The sequence below is a fragment of the Burkholderia sp. GbtcB21 genome (assembly GCF_019091065.1).
GTDB classification, from domain to species: Bacteria; Pseudomonadota; Gammaproteobacteria; order Burkholderiales; family Burkholderiaceae; genus Burkholderia; species Burkholderia pyrrocinia_C.
On sequence record NZ_JAGXKA010000026.1, the window covers coordinates 45819 to 59433 of the forward strand.

Below are 13615 nucleotides of genomic sequence, written 5' to 3' on the forward strand. Positions count from 1 at the left end.
CGTCCGTGTGGCGCTCAACCTGAGAAACGCTCCGGTCGAACATCGACACAGGAGTGATTCATGCACGAGCACCATCAGGATATCTACGACGTCGTGATTGCCGGGGCTGGCCCCGTCGGTCTGTTTCTCGCCTGCGAGCTTCGCCTGTTCAAGCTGTCGGTCCTCGTACTCGAGCGCGCCGAAATACCGCGCGCTCCGTTGAAGCGCCTGCCGTTCGGCATGCGCGGCCTTTCGGCCCCCACCCTCGAAACGCTTGACAGGCGCGGGCTGCTGGACGAAGTAATCGAGGCCGCGCGTGCCGACCCTATCGCGGACAAGACTGCGACGATCCCGCACTGGATGCAGCAGCCGCGCCGGCCCGCCGGTCATTTCGCCGGCATTGAGTTCCATCACGACGACATCGATACCTCGAAGTGGCCGTATCGCCTGTCAGGCTCGGCCGACACCAGCATGGCAGTCGCAGTGGAAACACTCGAAACGGTCCTGGCTCGTCGAGCCGGCGCGACGGGTTGCGAGATCCGGCGAGGCCTGAGCGCCGACGCATTCCACGAGTCGGATGGAGCGGTGACCGTTCATGCGGGCGGGAACACTTTTCGCGGGCGCTGGCTCGTCGGCTGCGACGGCGGCCGCAGTGCGATCCGCAAAGCCGGCTGCTTTGATTTCGTCGGTACTGATCCGGAGTTCACCGGCTACTCCGTCGAAGTCGACATGGCTGAGCCGGACGCGCTTCCCCCCGGCCGACACTACACATCGACGGGCATGTACACCTATGCGCGGCCCGGCACGATTGCGATGGTGGAATTCGACGGCGGAGCGTTTCACCGCCTTCACCCCGTCACGCTGGAGCATGTGCAGGCGGTGCTGCGCCGCGTGTCCGGCACCGAAATCACGCTGACCCGGCTCAGGCTGGCTTCCACGTGGACGGATCGCGCCTTCCAGGCAACGACCTATCGGAACGGACGCGTGCTGCTCGCGGGCGATGCCGCGCACATCCATTCTCCTTTGGGCGGTCAAGGGCTCAATCTTGGACTCGGAGACGCGATGAACCTCGGCTGGAAGCTGGCAGCCACCATCCGTGGCGATGCGCCGGCCGGTCTGCTCGACAGCTATCAACAAGAGCGGCATCCGATAGGGGCACGCGTTCTCGATTGGTCGCGTGCGCAAGTCGCACTTATGCGACCTACCCCCGGCACGCGCGCGCTGGAGGCGATCGTTCGCGATCTCATCGAGACCCGGGATGGCGCAACGTATTTCGCCGAGCGCGTCTGGGGTGTGTCGCTTCGCTACGATCTTGGCAGCCCTCACCCGCTGGTGGGCCGCAGCGTACCCGATTTCGAACTGGTCGACGGAACGAAGGCAGGCCGCCTGTTGCGCGACGGGCGAGGACTCCTGCTGGACTTCGATTCAGGCGCATCGCTTCACGCGCTTGGGAACCGTTGGCGCGAGTGCCTCGCCTATGTCTCAGCCGACGCCAAGGATCGGTTAGGTATGCGAGCTATATTGGTGCGTCCCGACGGGATCGTCGCGTGGGCATGCGAAGCCGCTCCCGACCATGAAGAAGTCGCCCATGCCATCTCGCGATGGTTCGGCGAAACCGGGCGTGCAGGTGATTCGCCGCGTCGGAGAAGTTCAACAGCCTGCCGGCGTTCGAGCGCTTCGCAGTCGGAATCATGAAGCCCCTTCGAGGATGACGAAGGTCCCGGTCGCGGCCCCGGCGCGAAGCGCCTTGGCCGCCTGATATTCGGGGCTTTCATAGAAGCGCCTGGCCTCGGCCAACGAATCGAACTCGAGGACCACATGCCGCTCGTGGGCCTCGCCTTCGAGGTTTTCATACCGCCCCCAACCGGCGATGACCTTGGGGCCGAATTTTGTCATTGCATCGCCTGCGGCTTTTGCGTACGCAGCGTAAGCAGTTGCGTCCGAGACGCTGACGTGTGCGATCAGATAACCCTTTGGCATGTCTATCTATCTCTCTCTTTCAGTGGGCGCATTCCGACAACCGCCCAGGTCGACGGTATGGGTGTGCGGTAGCCGGTTCTAATTCGACGCAACGGGCCTGAACGGCAACGGACGCCTGCTCGCGTCCTGACGATCGATCATCCAGCCGGGATAACAGCTGGGCAGCGCACTCACGGCTTCAAGACGCGCAAGCTCGTCCTCGGTGAGAACGACATCGACCGCGCCGAGATTGTCTTCGAGCTGTTCGACCCGTTTGGCGCCGATAATGACGCTCGTGACATGCGGCCTGGCGAGCAACCAGGCGAGCGCTATCCGCGCGACCGAGATACCGCGCGCATCGGCGATGGCACGCATCTCCGCAACGCACGGCCACGCCCGGTCAAGATCGACCGGCGGGAAATCGAAATGGCTGCGCCGCGAACCTTCATCGGTCGGTGCTCCGGGGCCAAACTTCCCGGAAAGCAATCCACCCGCGAGGGGCGACCAGACAAGCAGCCCCATCTGCTCGTCGATCACGAGCGGCACCAGTTCGCGCTCCACGTCGCGTCCGGCGATCGAATAGTAGGCCTGCAGCGTTTCGAAGCGCGTGGCGCGAAGCGCCGCACTCAGTCCGAGCGCTTTACCGATCTTTCCTGCGCGCCAATTCGACACGCCGACATAACGAACCAGCCCCTGCCGCGTAAGATCGTCCAGGGCCCGCAGCGTTTCTTCGATCGGCGTGACAGAATCGCTGGCATGTATCTGGTAAAGGTCGATATGGTCGACCTGGAGCCGTTCCAGGCTTCTCTGCACCGAATCCATGATGTGACCGCGCGACGCCCCCTGATCGTTGGGTTTCGGGCCCATCACGCCGGCTGTCTTCGTCGCCAGCACGATTTCGTTGCGTGGTACGCCGATGTCTTTCAGTGCCTGTCCGACGAGTCGTTCGGACTGGCCAAAGGAATAAATGTCGGCGGTGTCGATGAAATTGATTCCCGCGGCAAGCGCGCGGGCAATCAACCGGTTCGCCTCGTCCTGACCGACTGCGCCGATCGCCTTCCACATGCCCGCGTCGGCATTGCCGCCCAGCGTCATCGTGCCGAGGCACAGCTCCGAGACATACAGGCCGGTGCGGCCGAGTTGCTTGTATTTCATGGCCATTTCCTTCAAGAGTGGCTGGATAACAGGTGGCGGCGTCTGTTCCGTCGCGTCGCGCGCGACAGGATTTCAGTTGCGTTGAGAGTGTCCAGACCGAAACTGTCCGGCGATCGTTGCGACGCGTGCGCCGTAGCGGCGCGCCGTCTCGAGATCCCCTGGCGACATCTCGTCAGGCGATGCATCGGCAGGCGTCTGCGCCATCGGCGCGATATAGGAGCCCATGCGATTCAGGTCGTCACGCATCGACGCTTTCACGTTCGCCGGCTTGATATCCATGCTGACCCAGATGCCGCCGTGCTGCCCGGCGAGCAGAAAGAAGTATTCGAGCGTATTGAGCTTGTCGCCGTTGATGCTCGCGCTGTTGGTAAAGCCGCCGAAGATCTTGTTTTGCCACCCGCCGTCGAACCAGGCTTTCGAGGATGCGTCCGCGAATTTCTTGAACTGCCAGCTGGGGCCGCCCATGTAGGTCGGCGAGCCGAACAGGATCGCATCCGCGCCGGCCAGCGTATCCCACGCATCCTCGGCAAGGTTTCCGTCGGTGTCGATTGCGACGAGTACGGCGCCGGCGCCTTCGGCGACGGCTGTTGCCATACGCTCGGTATGCCCATAGCCGGAGTGGTAGACGACGACCGTTTTGATCGCAGCGGTGTGTTGTGTCATGGTTGCTCCCTTTCGTTCAAGTTGTCCTCCGTGGACGACATGGGAAGCCACTCTACTGAGTCGCAACTGAGTTATAAATGATGACAAATTGAACGTTCCGTTACTCCCTGGGTGAACAATGCAAAACCTTGACGCGCTTTTGATCTTTGCCCGTGTCGCCGAAATGACGAGCTTCACGCGTGCGGCCGAAAGCCTCGGAATTCAGAAGGGACGTGTGTCGATGGTGATCCGCGGACTCGAGCGGGATGTCGGCGTGGCGCTGTTGCATCGGACCACGCGGAGCGTGCAGCTCACTGAAGACGGACGCGCCTTTTATCTACGCGCACGGGACCTGCTGGCCGAAGTACAGGAGTTGCAATCGATGTTCTCGGGTCATGGTGCATCTCTGCGGGGAAGGTTGCGCGTCGACATGCCCACCGAATTGGCACGAAGCGTCGTGGTTCCCGCGCTGCCGCAACTGATGGCGGCACATCCGGAGTTGGAACTGGAACTTTCCAGCACCGATCGGCGTGTCGATCTCGTCCAGGAAGGGTTCGATTGCGTGATCCGTCTGGGTCCGATCGTCGACGATACGCTGATTGCCCGACCGCTGGGCAAGCTGCGCATGACGAATGCGGCGAGCCCGAGCTATCTGGCACGGTACGGCATACCGCAGACGCTCGACGATCTGCGCAGCCAGGGGCACCGGATGGTTCACTACACGCTGACACTCGGCGCCCGGCATGCCGGATGGGAATACCCGGACGGCGACGGTTACGCGTCGCTTCCGTTGCCGAGCGCGATGCAGGTCAACAGCGTGCAGACCTATCATGCCGCCGGGCTTGCGGGCATCGGGTTGATCCAGGCGGGATATTCGGCGCTCGCGCATCACATCCAAAGCGGCGCGCTGGTGGAGGTTCTGCCCGACTTGCGTCCCGAGCCCCTCGCCGCGTCGCTCGTCGTGGCCCATCGGCGCAACCTGTCGCCACGCGTCCGGGCTTTCATGGATTGGATCGAGGGGGTATTGGAGCCGTATTTCGATTGACCGTCAGGTGTAGCGGCTCAACGGGGCAGAAAATGGCCGAACGCGGAAGTACGAGTTCGGCCGCGCAGCGAGGTATTCGCACGCCAGCCGAACTCCGATGGCCGCCCCACTGGACCATATGCAGAAGAAGATTTCGGCAAGATGCGCAGCTACGGTCAACGCGAATACGTGGTTGGCAGATGGCCGTCGTGAGGTGGTCGCTGCGCTTCGATCCATCGCGCCGGCGTTACGCTTGACGCGGTGTTTCAACGGGTGGTGTGCCGTCGTGAAAGAGCGTTTTCAGCTGTGAACGCAACTCCGGCGAATCGGCATGCTTGTGAACCGCGACCGCATGCTGTACGGCCGCCTCGAGCAACTCGTTTTCGGAATCCGCGGATAGCGCAACGGAACAATTCATTTCGCTCGGGAATTCCCGGCAATCGATGTATTTGCGCGTCATGATGTCCTTCCTCATACGACAGTAGTCATGGGTCTTGCGTGGATGACCGCGCGGGATGCCGCGCGAAGCACATAGGCACGATTGCGCCTCCTTGTCGCGGACGAAATGGTTTTGAAAGTATAGGTCGCGTGCAATGAATTCGCGGTAACGCATCGAAATTCACGGCGTTCCGCGTGCGTCGCCCGCACGCCGTGCCGCAGGTGCCGTCTGCGGCCGGGAATGAAGCAGGGGTGTAATCAACGGCCGACTACATGACTGACGAAATCCGCACACGAAAGTGGAGATTGCGCAGCATCACGGCAAGACCGTGGGACAAGTCGTGCGGCGCTGGGTGGTACAGCGTGGCATCGTCGCGCTGGCGAAGTCCGTGCGAAAGAATCGGATGCTGGAAAACCTGGCCGTCTTCGACTTCGAATTGTCCGAGGAATACATGCGGGCCATCGCCACGCTGGAGACCGGCACGAGCAGCTTCTTCTCCCATCGCGATCCGGCGATCGTGAAGTGGATGAGCGAACGGAAACTCGGCCTCTGATGCGCAATCGGGGGCGGCCGTCCGGTCAGTCAACCGTAATTTCGATTTGGTAAAGTGTATCGTTTCCTCTTTGACCTTCTCGCCGGTTTTATGGCTACTGCACCGTCGGACAACGCCTCTTCCGAATTCATTCCGGCCGACGTGAGGCAAACCGTCGTCACCCAAACATTGCCGTCCGCGCAGATCGGCATCAGTCGGCTGAAATCGGCGCGAAGAAATATGGGCCGGACTGCGCCCTATGACCTCGAATACGCCGATCTCATCGTGCTGCAATTGCGCGCTTTCGGCGAACAGGAATTGTGGCTTGACGGACGTGCTGCCCGTTTCGTCCCCTACAGCGCAGGGACCGTGACGATTCACGACCTCGACCGCAGGTGGGTGGCGGATCTGAAGGGGGCGTTCGACTGCCTCCACTTCCATCTGCCTCGCCGCACGCTGGAGGAAACGGCCGATGAAATCGGTGGCCGGCGACGGCCGCAGCTTTATTTGCCGCCGCACTTGAGTGCAACCGACCCGATCGTCCATCACCTCGGACAATCGCTGCTGCCCGCGTTGGCGCAGCCCGAGCATGCGTCGCAACTCTTCATCGACCAGGTCGCGCTCGCTTTCCAGACCCATATCGCACAACAGTACGGCGGCATCGGCGAGCAGCGGGAAAGGCAGACCGGCAAACTCACGCCGTGGCAGGAGCGTCAGGCAAAAGGACTCCTGTTCGAACACCTCAACGGAAAAATTTCGCTTGTCGATGTGGCGAAGGCCTGCGGCCTGTCTCGCAGTCATTTCGTCAAGGCCTTTCATCAGACTACAGGACTGCCCCCGCATCGCTGGCTGATCAATCAACGCGTAGAGCTGGCAAAGAAGTACATGCGCACGTCCCCCATGCCTCTGAACATGATCTCGGATTTGTGCGGCTTTGCGGACCAGAGCCACTTCACGAGGACATTCATGCGCCTGACCGGTGTCACACCTCGTCAGTGGCGTGCGGACAATCGTTGATTTAAGCACTGCGGTACTAACTACTTCCGCGTCGCAATCGCTTGTCCCGTGCCGCCTACATTGCGCACTTCTCCCCGATAATCGCCGCCCTGTTCCGCTTCGCTCCCCCCTGACGCGGCATCAATCTCGCGAACGATTTACCGATAGAACCAAAAGTTACCGTTCGTTTCAAAGATGCGCAAAATAGTACGCTGAAGCGACGCTATTCTTCGGTTACCCACAATAACACCCATGGGGGGTGACAATGAATAAGCTCTTTAAAAGTGCCCTTTGCGCTGCAATCGTGCCGTTCGTTCTTGCCGGCTGCGGCGGCGGAGACGACGGCGGCAGCGTGCAGAACGGCACGCTGCATGTCGCGATGACCGACGCCCCGTCGTGCGGCTTCGATCATGTGTTCGTCACCGTGTCGCAGGTGCGCGTAAACGCCAGTTCGAACGCGGGCGACAACGACGGAGGCTGGTCGACGATCACGCTGCCGACGCCGCAGAAGATCGACCTGCTGTCGCTGACCAACGGCGCACTCGCCGATCTCGGCCAGACCGCGCTGCCGGCCGGCCAGTACCAGCAGGTCCGCCTCGTGCTCGCGCAGAACCAGGGCAACACGCTCGCGAACTCGGTCGTGCCGACAGGCGGCAGCGAGCAGGCGCTCGCGACGCCGAGCGCGACGCAAAGCGGCTACAAGATCATCTCGCCGTTCACGGTCCAGCCGAACACGCTCGTCGACCTCGTGCTCGACTTCAATGCGTGCAAGTCGATCGTGCAGCGCGGCAACGGCACCTTTGCGCTCAAGCCGGTCGTGACGGCAACGCCGACGGTCGTGAGCGGCGCGATTTCCGGCTACGTCGCGCAGGCCGAAGCGGGTGCAACCGTCTATGCCGAGCAGCATGGCAAGGTCGTGCGCGGCACGGTGGCCGACAGCAGCGGCAAGTTCGTGCTGTCGCCGCTGATCCAGAGCTCGACGCAGGGCAATTACGACGTCGTGATCGTGCAGAACAACGTCTCGTCGGGTGTCGTCCGCTCCGTGCCGGTGGCCGTGAACACGAGCACGGCCGTATCGACGTCGAACCTGCCGATCACGCTGCCTGCCTCGACGATGAGCACGGTCAGCGGCACGGTGACGGCAAGCGCGAACGCGCTGGTGCGCGCACTGCAGACGATCGATGCAAACGCATACGAGATCACGTCGATCAACGCAAACCTGGATACGGGCGCGTACGCGCTGTCGGTGCCGACGGCCGCGCCGATCGTCGGCACGTACTCGGGTTCGCTGCCGGTCACGCTGGCTTCCTCGCCGGCGTCGGCAGGCCAATATACGATCGAAGCGGACGCAGCGTCGGGCGCAACGCAATCGACGAATGTCAATGCAACGACTAGCCAGACGAACGTCAATTTCAATTTCTGACGGTTCAACGGCATAACGGAAAGGGCCGAACGGCCCTTTCCCCTCAACGGGAGAACGAAGTGAAAACAGGGGTTATCGCGTTGCTTGCTGCGGCGAGCATGATCGGTGCACTCAGCGGATGCGTGGCTTACGTTCCCGGTCCGCCGGTAGTTGTCGCGCCGCAAGGCGGTCCGGGGAACGGGTTCTGCCCGCCCGGACAAGCGAAGAAAGGCAATTGCTGATATGAGGCCCGCACATCGCGGGCCTTTGTTTTACCCGCTCTGCGCCGATGGAGCGAATCAGTCTGCGAGCGGCGACCTCCGCCCCACTCCGGACTCTCGACCCTGTACGAAATCAGCGGCTGCAAGCAAGTGCGGATTCAATCCGTCCATGCCGCATCGTGTTTGTCGACGCCTCGTCACTTCCTGTCGTCCCGGGCAGCGGCGGTCTCGTGCGTTTGCGGCAATTCTTGTGGACCGTCAGTCAGTCCCCGGGTGGGCGTGCCGTCACATCGCCGACGACCACTCCTCTAAGCCCCTCCCGTAGCGCCGCGACATTCTCTACGCCGTTCAGCTGCTCGAACTCCCGCTGCGCTTCCCGCCATAGCGGGGCCGCTTTTTTGTGCAGACGTCGTCCTTCTTCGGTGAGCTCAACAAGGCGGCTTCGACCGTCCGTGGGCGAGGGCTTGATCGCGACGAAGCCGTCGCGCTCAAGGAAGCCGACCATCTTCCCCATCGCCGTCCGTTCGATATCGAGCCGTTCGGCAAGGGCGTTGACCGCGGCACTTCCCACCTCGTCCAGTGCGGCCAGGGTGAGGAATTGCGTAATGCGCAGGCCCACCGGCTCGAGATGGCTATCGTAGAGGCGGGATATCTGCCTGCTCGCCTTCCTCACTGCGAAGCAGTTGCATTGATCGATTCCAAGCGGCTGGTCGAACGGCAACATCTGATTCCACTCCTCATTTCTTTTGATTGCCGGAACGCTACGCGCACGCGCGAAGGTACGGCGGTATCTTTCGATGAAAGTCGACACTGAAAACGCTGGCGCCCCGGTAATCTGCGCGCCGCAAGTCTCGCCCCGGTAGCCGACTCTCGTCATCTGCGGCGTTTAAAGCCCTTCCGGCGGAATAATATAGCCCGGCACCTCAGCCGCTAGCGTACTCTTTAGCACCGCCGTACCCTCGTCGGCCATGACCTCGCTCTTGCCGGCAGCGAGAGCGTCATAGGTCTGCCGCACAACATCCTCGGGGCTGGCTTTAGGCACGTCAATACCATTGGTCAGGTCGGTATCCACAAATCCGACGTGCAGGCCGAGAACCTGGATGCCACGCTCATGCAGATGAAAGCGAAGCTGGTTCGTATAACTCCACGCTGCTGTCTTTGACGCCGCATACGGCGTCAGATACGGCCGCGGAAGCCACACGATGTCGGAAAGCACGTTGATGATCGCCGCATGCCGCTTGGCCGCCAATATCTGCTCGAAGGCCTGCGTGACGCGCACTACGCCGTAGTAGTTGGTATCGAACATGCGAGTGGATTGCGCTTCGACGTCGGCCGCCATAGGCCCGTCGATCAGAGCAGCTATGCCCGCGTTGTTGATCAGCAGCGTCGTATCCGCCGCCTGTTTCGCAGCCGCAGCGATCGACGCCGTATCCGTAACATCGATCTTGACCGGCACAATGCCCGGCTCTTCAAAGCCATTCGTGTTGCGCATGCCCGCGTACACTTTCGTCGCCCCGCGGCGACGTGCCTCTCGTGCAAAAGCCAGGCCCAGGCCGCGATTGGCGCCGGTGATAAAAACGGTGGCGTTCTTGATTTCCATGACAAGCTCCTTCGTTGAAGCCGCAGGCTCCGGGGAGATGCATCCTGCTCCGCTGGCCTGCGGGCGCCTGGGTTCAAAGAAAAAGGTTTTCCGGAAGCTGCTTTGAAAGTGCTTCCCGCAGATGGCCAGCGAGAGTCAGCACAGCGTCAGGCGGGCTCATCCGTACGCTGACGCGCGGCACTGATCCGTCGGAGTTGTGGTCGACGACGACGACCGCACTCAGGTTCTCGCCGCTCGTCAGAACGGCCTCGTACTCGAGAAAGAGCCGCGAACCGACAGTCTGAGCAAATGTGGGCGTCTGCGACGCGTAGAACGTTCCGACGGCGTTGACTGCCAGCCGGATTTCGTCGCGCCCAGATACGGGGCCGCGCAACACTGAGCTGACCAACTCTGCATCGGTTGTCAGATCGTCCAGAAACGGGTGACGCTCGTCTTGAGTGTGTGCCATTTTCAAACCTCGACTCGTTTGGGGTCATGCTCACGCGAATACGGCGCGATTCAGAGTGACGAACTGCTGGACCGAGAGTGGCGGCTTTCCGGTAATTTTCTCGATGACATCGTTGGTACCCGCGAAGACGCCGTCGCGGTAGTTCTGAGCAACCTCGACCAGATGCTGCGTGAGGAACGGCGGAAATTTGTAGAGATTTTCCATCTTGATTCGAAACTCCTCGATGGAACTCGGCTCGTATTCGATCCGGGCTCCGAGCGCCTCACTCATCGCCTCGGCGATCTCGGTATGGTTCATCTCGACGGGACCATGGAGCGCATAGATCTTGCCTTCGTGGCCTTCGGGGTTGGCCAGGACATGGGCGATCACCCGCCCCTGATCATCAGTGGCGATGGGTGCGTGACGGCCATCGCCAAAGGGAAATTCAATCTTTTTCCGGGCCCAGATCTCCTTCGCAAAATGCGGATAGACGAGCCAATCGGCAAAAAACGTGGGGCGGAGATGGGTAGTCGGAACGCCCGACCAATCGAAGACCCGCTCGGAAACCCAGTGATCCTGGGCCGCGTGGCTTTTCGACTCCCGGCGCGCGGAAATCTGCGACATGTTGACGATCGCCTTGACGTCCGCCTCCTTTGCGGCCTGCGCGAAATAAGCAGCAGCCCCGATGATTCCCGGCGCGATCGGATGGAGAAAATAGGCCGACCGGATTCCTTCCATGGCTGCGCGGATGTCATTGATGTCGGTGAAGTCTCCGACGGCGATATCGACTCCGCGCTGCCTCAGGGCGGCTGCCCGATCGTCGTCGGTGCGCACATACGCGCGCACGCGCCTGCCCATCTTGAGCAATTCGTCGATAGCAATACCTCCGGTCCGTCCGGTTGCTCCGCTCACAAGTATTTCGGCTTGGTTCATGGCTTGGCTCCATTTGGAAATAAGAGCATATGCTCTCTTGTAGCCAAGATAGGAGCATATGCTTCAATTGTCAAGGCATTCTTGTTCGTGCTGGACGCGATGCGTTATCGGGCTGAAGGCATTGGGGTGGGGACGGATCGACGGGTTGTCTGGCTGCCGCCATGCCCCCGAGGTTGCAGGGAAAGCACGAGAGCCTCGCGCACGGCGACAGCCGAACGTCCGTCATGGCCGACGACGCAACGCACGTCGTTCGCGGTCGAACGGCGGTTAACGGGGGCGGAACGGTCGCACGAATATCGACGCGGCGGCCTGGATGAATGGTGCTTCATGGCCGGGAAGCGTCACCGTCATATAGAATGGTGCGCTTTGCCCGACCTCCTATGTGGTTCAAGAATCTTCAGCTTCATCGTCTTCCGGCACCTTGGGCCGTTACCCCCGATCAGATGGAAAAATGGCTGGCGCCCCACGCGTTTCAGCCGGGCAGCAGCGTCGAGATGCAGCGCTTCGGATGGGCGTCGCCGCGTGACGACGGCGCGCTTGTGTATTCGATCAACCGGCAGATGCTGCTGCTGTTTCGTGCCGAAAAGAAGCTGCTCCCGGCGTCGGTCGTCAATCAGGTGACCAAGGCCCGGGCGCTTGAAGTCGAGGAGCAGCAAGGCTTCAAGGTGGGGCGAAAACAGCTGCGCGAACTCAAGGAGCAGGTTACCGACGAACTGCTGCCGCGCGCGTTCACCATTCGCCGCGATACCCGCGTGTGGATCGATACGGTGAACGGCTGGCTCGTCATCGATGCGGCTGCACAGGCGCTTGCCGACGACGTTCGCGGCCTGCTCGTCAAATCGATCGATCAGTTGCCGCTCGCCGGCGTTCAAGTGGCGCTTTCGCCGGTCGCCGCGATGACGGATTGGCTGCTGTCCGGCGAGGCGCCGGGCGGATTCACCGTGGACCAGGACGCCGAGTTGCGCTCGAGCGGCGAAGGCGGCGCCACGGTGCGATACGTCGGCCACGCGCTGGAAGCGAACGACATGCGCCGGCACATCGAGGCCGGCAAACAATGCATGCGCCTCGCGATGACCTGGGATGACCGGATCTCCTTCGTGCTGACACCGTCGCTGACGATCAAGCGTGTCACGCCGCTCGACGTGATCAAGGAGGCGACGGATCCCACCGCGCAGAACGACGATGAACGCTTCGACTCGGATTTCACGCTGATGACGGGTGAATTGGGGCGGATGCTGACCAGTCTCGTCGATATCCTGGGTGGCGATCAGCAGGACTCGATTCATAAGGCGGCAGCAGCCTGAACCCCGTCGACTGCCGAGAATCATCGCCCCGCGACGGCAGGGCTTCGCGCTGACGCGACATTTCGAGGAGGACCGTCGCCGCGCTGGCGGCGGGTCGCGGCTGGGCGCTCGCGACCCAAACCAGCCGACGGGCCAGTGGCTACCGAGCGACCGGGCTTTGGTTGCGCCACGCACGTCGATGTCCGTATAAACGCGGTTAGACTGCGGACGCCTTCCCCGCACATGTACTCGACCATTCTGGATGGTGACATGACCGAATGCGCTCTAACGTTTACCAGTCAGACCGAATGGGAAAGCTGGTTGGCGCAAAACGGCAGCACTTCGAGCGGAGCGAGGTTGCGTCTGGCGAAAAAAGGCACCGAGCAGCGAACCGTAACCTACGAACAGGCGTTGGAAAGCGCCCTCTGCTATGGCTGGATCGATGGTCAAAAGCAGGCTGAGAGCGAGCAATACTGGCTACAACGCTTTACCCCTCGCTCCGCAAAAAGCATCTGGTCCAAACTCAACAAAGACAGGGCTGAAGCGCTGATCGCCGCAGGCAGAATGCGCCCGCCCGGTATGCGCGAAATCGAGAAGGCCAGGAACGACGGCCGCTGGAAGGCTGCTTATACGTCGGCCAGCAACTCGATTGTGCCGGACGACCTACAGGTGGCTTTGGACGCAAATCCGGAAGCCCAGAAGTTTTTTGCAACGCTGAACAGCCGCCGGGTACCCAGCGGCAAATGTGCGATGCGGAGCAACCTTTCAGTCGCGCTTACTTGCTTACACCCGCTGCCTAGGAAAGTCAGCGCGGGGAAGTCACTGTCTGCGCAGCAGCATTGGGAGGCTCGAGAAGTACTAATGTGCGCTCACATGATCGCGCTAATTTGCCAAGGTACGAATTCGTTCTGTCCGTAGCCGTGCCGCTCACTGCGAGAACGGGTTCCCGAGGCGACATCTAGCAGCAATTCGAAAAGCACTCTGCCCAATTGCTCGATCGTCGTTCTCCCTTCCAACACTTCT

15 protein-coding genes and 1 pseudogene are annotated in these 13615 nt (G+C 61.5%); 7 read left to right on the plus strand and 9 right to left on the minus strand.

The genetic code is table 11. The annotated features are described in order from the left end of the window. Window positions 1-60 precede the first annotated feature (60 nt). Window positions 61-1674 carry an FAD-dependent monooxygenase gene (locus KVT39_RS34135; protein WP_217591136.1) on the plus strand — a complete coding sequence of 538 codons (1614 nt, stop codon included), beginning with the start codon at window positions 61-63 and terminating at the stop codon, window positions 1672-1674. Here KVT39_RS34135 and KVT39_RS34140 read toward each other — a convergent pair. The 3 genes from KVT39_RS34140 to KVT39_RS34150 form a co-directional block, all read right to left on the minus strand. Beyond that, the gene (locus KVT39_RS34140) at window positions 1669-1959 is read right to left on the minus strand and encodes a DUF1330 domain-containing protein (RefSeq protein WP_175749157.1); all 291 of its coding nucleotides are present in this window, start codon (window positions 1957-1959) and stop codon (window positions 1669-1671) included. The genes KVT39_RS34135 and KVT39_RS34140 overlap by 6 nt on opposite strands. A 78-nt stretch (window positions 1960-2037) precedes the next feature. After that, window positions 2038-3093: an aldo/keto reductase gene (locus KVT39_RS34145; RefSeq protein WP_217591137.1), complete on the minus strand. Its 1056-nt coding sequence runs from the start codon at window positions 3091-3093 to the stop codon at window positions 2038-2040. 72 nt (window positions 3094-3165) lie between these two features. After that, the gene (locus KVT39_RS34150) at window positions 3166-3756 is read right to left on the minus strand and encodes a flavodoxin family protein (protein ID WP_217591142.1); all 591 of its coding nucleotides are present in this window, start codon (window positions 3754-3756) and stop codon (window positions 3166-3168) included. A 118-nt stretch (window positions 3757-3874) separates the two neighbouring features. Between KVT39_RS34150 and KVT39_RS34155 the strand changes: the two genes are divergently transcribed. Continuing rightward, a complete protein-coding gene (locus tag KVT39_RS34155) occupies window positions 3875-4780 on the plus strand; it encodes a LysR family transcriptional regulator (RefSeq protein WP_034182344.1) in 906 nt (301 codons plus the stop codon). A 226-nt stretch (window positions 4781-5006) separates the two neighbouring features. Here the strand turns inward: KVT39_RS34155 and KVT39_RS34160 are convergent, their stop codons facing one another. Further along, window positions 5007-5219 carry a DUF1059 domain-containing protein gene (locus tag KVT39_RS34160; RefSeq protein ID WP_034182593.1) on the minus strand — a complete coding sequence of 71 codons (213 nt, stop codon included), beginning with the start codon at window positions 5217-5219 and terminating at the stop codon, window positions 5007-5009. A 277-nt stretch (window positions 5220-5496) separates the two neighbouring features. Here KVT39_RS34160 and KVT39_RS34165 point away from each other — a divergent pair. From KVT39_RS34165 to KVT39_RS34175, 3 genes and pseudogenes are all read left to right on the plus strand, one after another. After that, a pseudogene (locus KVT39_RS34165) lies at window positions 5497-5751 on the plus strand (aldo/keto reductase); the annotation flags it as partial. A 54-nt stretch (window positions 5752-5805) separates the two neighbouring features. Beyond that, window positions 5806-6747 (plus strand): helix-turn-helix transcriptional regulator, encoded by a 942-nt coding sequence (locus KVT39_RS34170; protein ID WP_368858951.1) that lies wholly within the window; start codon window positions 5806-5808, stop codon window positions 6745-6747. A 244-nt stretch (window positions 6748-6991) separates the two neighbouring features. Next, on the plus strand, window positions 6992-8149 hold the full coding sequence (locus KVT39_RS34175; protein ID WP_217591138.1) for a DUF4382 domain-containing protein: 1158 nt from the start codon (window positions 6992-6994) through the stop codon (window positions 8147-8149). A 462-nt stretch (window positions 8150-8611) separates the two neighbouring features. Here KVT39_RS34175 and KVT39_RS34180 read toward each other — a convergent pair whose 3' ends face one another. From KVT39_RS34180 to KVT39_RS34195, 4 genes are all read right to left on the minus strand, one after another. Continuing rightward, the gene (locus KVT39_RS34180) at window positions 8612-9073 is read right to left on the minus strand and encodes a MarR family winged helix-turn-helix transcriptional regulator (RefSeq protein WP_034182347.1); all 462 of its coding nucleotides are present in this window, start codon (window positions 9071-9073) and stop codon (window positions 8612-8614) included. A gap of 162 nt (window positions 9074-9235) precedes the next feature. Next, window positions 9236-9949, minus strand: coding sequence for an SDR family oxidoreductase (locus tag KVT39_RS34185; RefSeq protein ID WP_217591139.1), 714 nt, complete (start codon window positions 9947-9949; stop codon window positions 9236-9238). Window positions 9950-10022: 73 nt separating this feature from the next. Next, window positions 10023-10397, minus strand: a complete 375-nt coding sequence (locus tag KVT39_RS34190; protein ID WP_217591140.1) for a hypothetical protein — start codon at window positions 10395-10397, stop codon at window positions 10023-10025. 30 nt (window positions 10398-10427) lie between these two features. Next, window positions 10428-11309 (minus strand): NmrA family NAD(P)-binding protein, encoded by an 882-nt coding sequence (locus KVT39_RS34195; protein WP_105393735.1) that lies wholly within the window; start codon window positions 11307-11309, stop codon window positions 10428-10430. Window positions 11310-11689: 380 nt separating this feature from the next. On the opposite strand from KVT39_RS34195, the gene KVT39_RS34200 reads away from it, so the two are divergent. Next, a complete protein-coding gene (locus KVT39_RS34200) occupies window positions 11690-12613 on the plus strand; it encodes a recombination-associated protein RdgC (protein WP_217591141.1) in 924 nt (307 codons plus the stop codon). A 249-nt stretch (window positions 12614-12862) separates the two neighbouring features. Continuing rightward, window positions 12863-13510, plus strand: a complete 648-nt coding sequence (locus KVT39_RS34205; protein WP_306795608.1) for a YdeI family protein — start codon at window positions 12863-12865, stop codon at window positions 13508-13510. On the opposite strand, the gene KVT39_RS34210 is transcribed toward KVT39_RS34205, so the two are convergent. Continuing rightward, on the minus strand, window positions 13462-13615 hold a 154-nt coding region (locus KVT39_RS34210), incomplete at its 5' end, for a UxaA family hydrolase (protein WP_217591144.1). The two genes, KVT39_RS34205 and KVT39_RS34210, sit on opposite strands and share 49 nt — an antisense overlap.

Bases quoted from the DNA above. Each gene is read 5' to 3' on its own strand.
- KVT39_RS34205 (WP_306795608.1), top strand. From the start codon at position 12,863: ATGACCGAATGCGCTCTAACGTTTACCAGTCAGACCGAATGGGAAAGC.
- KVT39_RS34175 (WP_217591138.1), top strand. From the start codon at position 6,992: ATGAATAAGCTCTTTAAAAGTGCCCTTTGCGCTGCAATCGTGCCGTTC.
- KVT39_RS34150 (WP_217591142.1), bottom strand. From the start codon at position 3,756: ATGACACAACACACCGCTGCGATCAAAACGGTCGTCGTCTACCACTCC.
- KVT39_RS34195 (WP_105393735.1), bottom strand. From the start codon at position 11,309: ATGAACCAAGCCGAAATACTTGTGAGCGGAGCAACCGGACGGACCGGA.
- KVT39_RS34155 (WP_034182344.1), top strand. From the start codon at position 3,875: ATGCAAAACCTTGACGCGCTTTTGATCTTTGCCCGTGTCGCCGAAATG.
- KVT39_RS34140 (WP_175749157.1), bottom strand. From the start codon at position 1,959: ATGCCAAAGGGTTATCTGATCGCACACGTCAGCGTCTCGGACGCAACT.
- KVT39_RS34135 (WP_217591136.1), top strand. From the start codon at position 61: ATGCACGAGCACCATCAGGATATCTACGACGTCGTGATTGCCGGGGCT.
- KVT39_RS34145 (WP_217591137.1), bottom strand. From the start codon at position 3,093: ATGAAATACAAGCAACTCGGCCGCACCGGCCTGTATGTCTCGGAGCTG.
- KVT39_RS34180 (WP_034182347.1), bottom strand. From the start codon at position 9,073: ATGTTGCCGTTCGACCAGCCGCTTGGAATCGATCAATGCAACTGCTTC.
- KVT39_RS34185 (WP_217591139.1), bottom strand. From the start codon at position 9,949: ATGGAAATCAAGAACGCCACCGTTTTTATCACCGGCGCCAATCGCGGC.
- KVT39_RS34190 (WP_217591140.1), bottom strand. From the start codon at position 10,397: ATGGCACACACTCAAGACGAGCGTCACCCGTTTCTGGACGATCTGACA.
- KVT39_RS34160 (WP_034182593.1), bottom strand. From the start codon at position 5,219: ATGACGCGCAAATACATCGATTGCCGGGAATTCCCGAGCGAAATGAAT.
- KVT39_RS34200 (WP_217591141.1), top strand. From the start codon at position 11,690: ATGTGGTTCAAGAATCTTCAGCTTCATCGTCTTCCGGCACCTTGGGCC.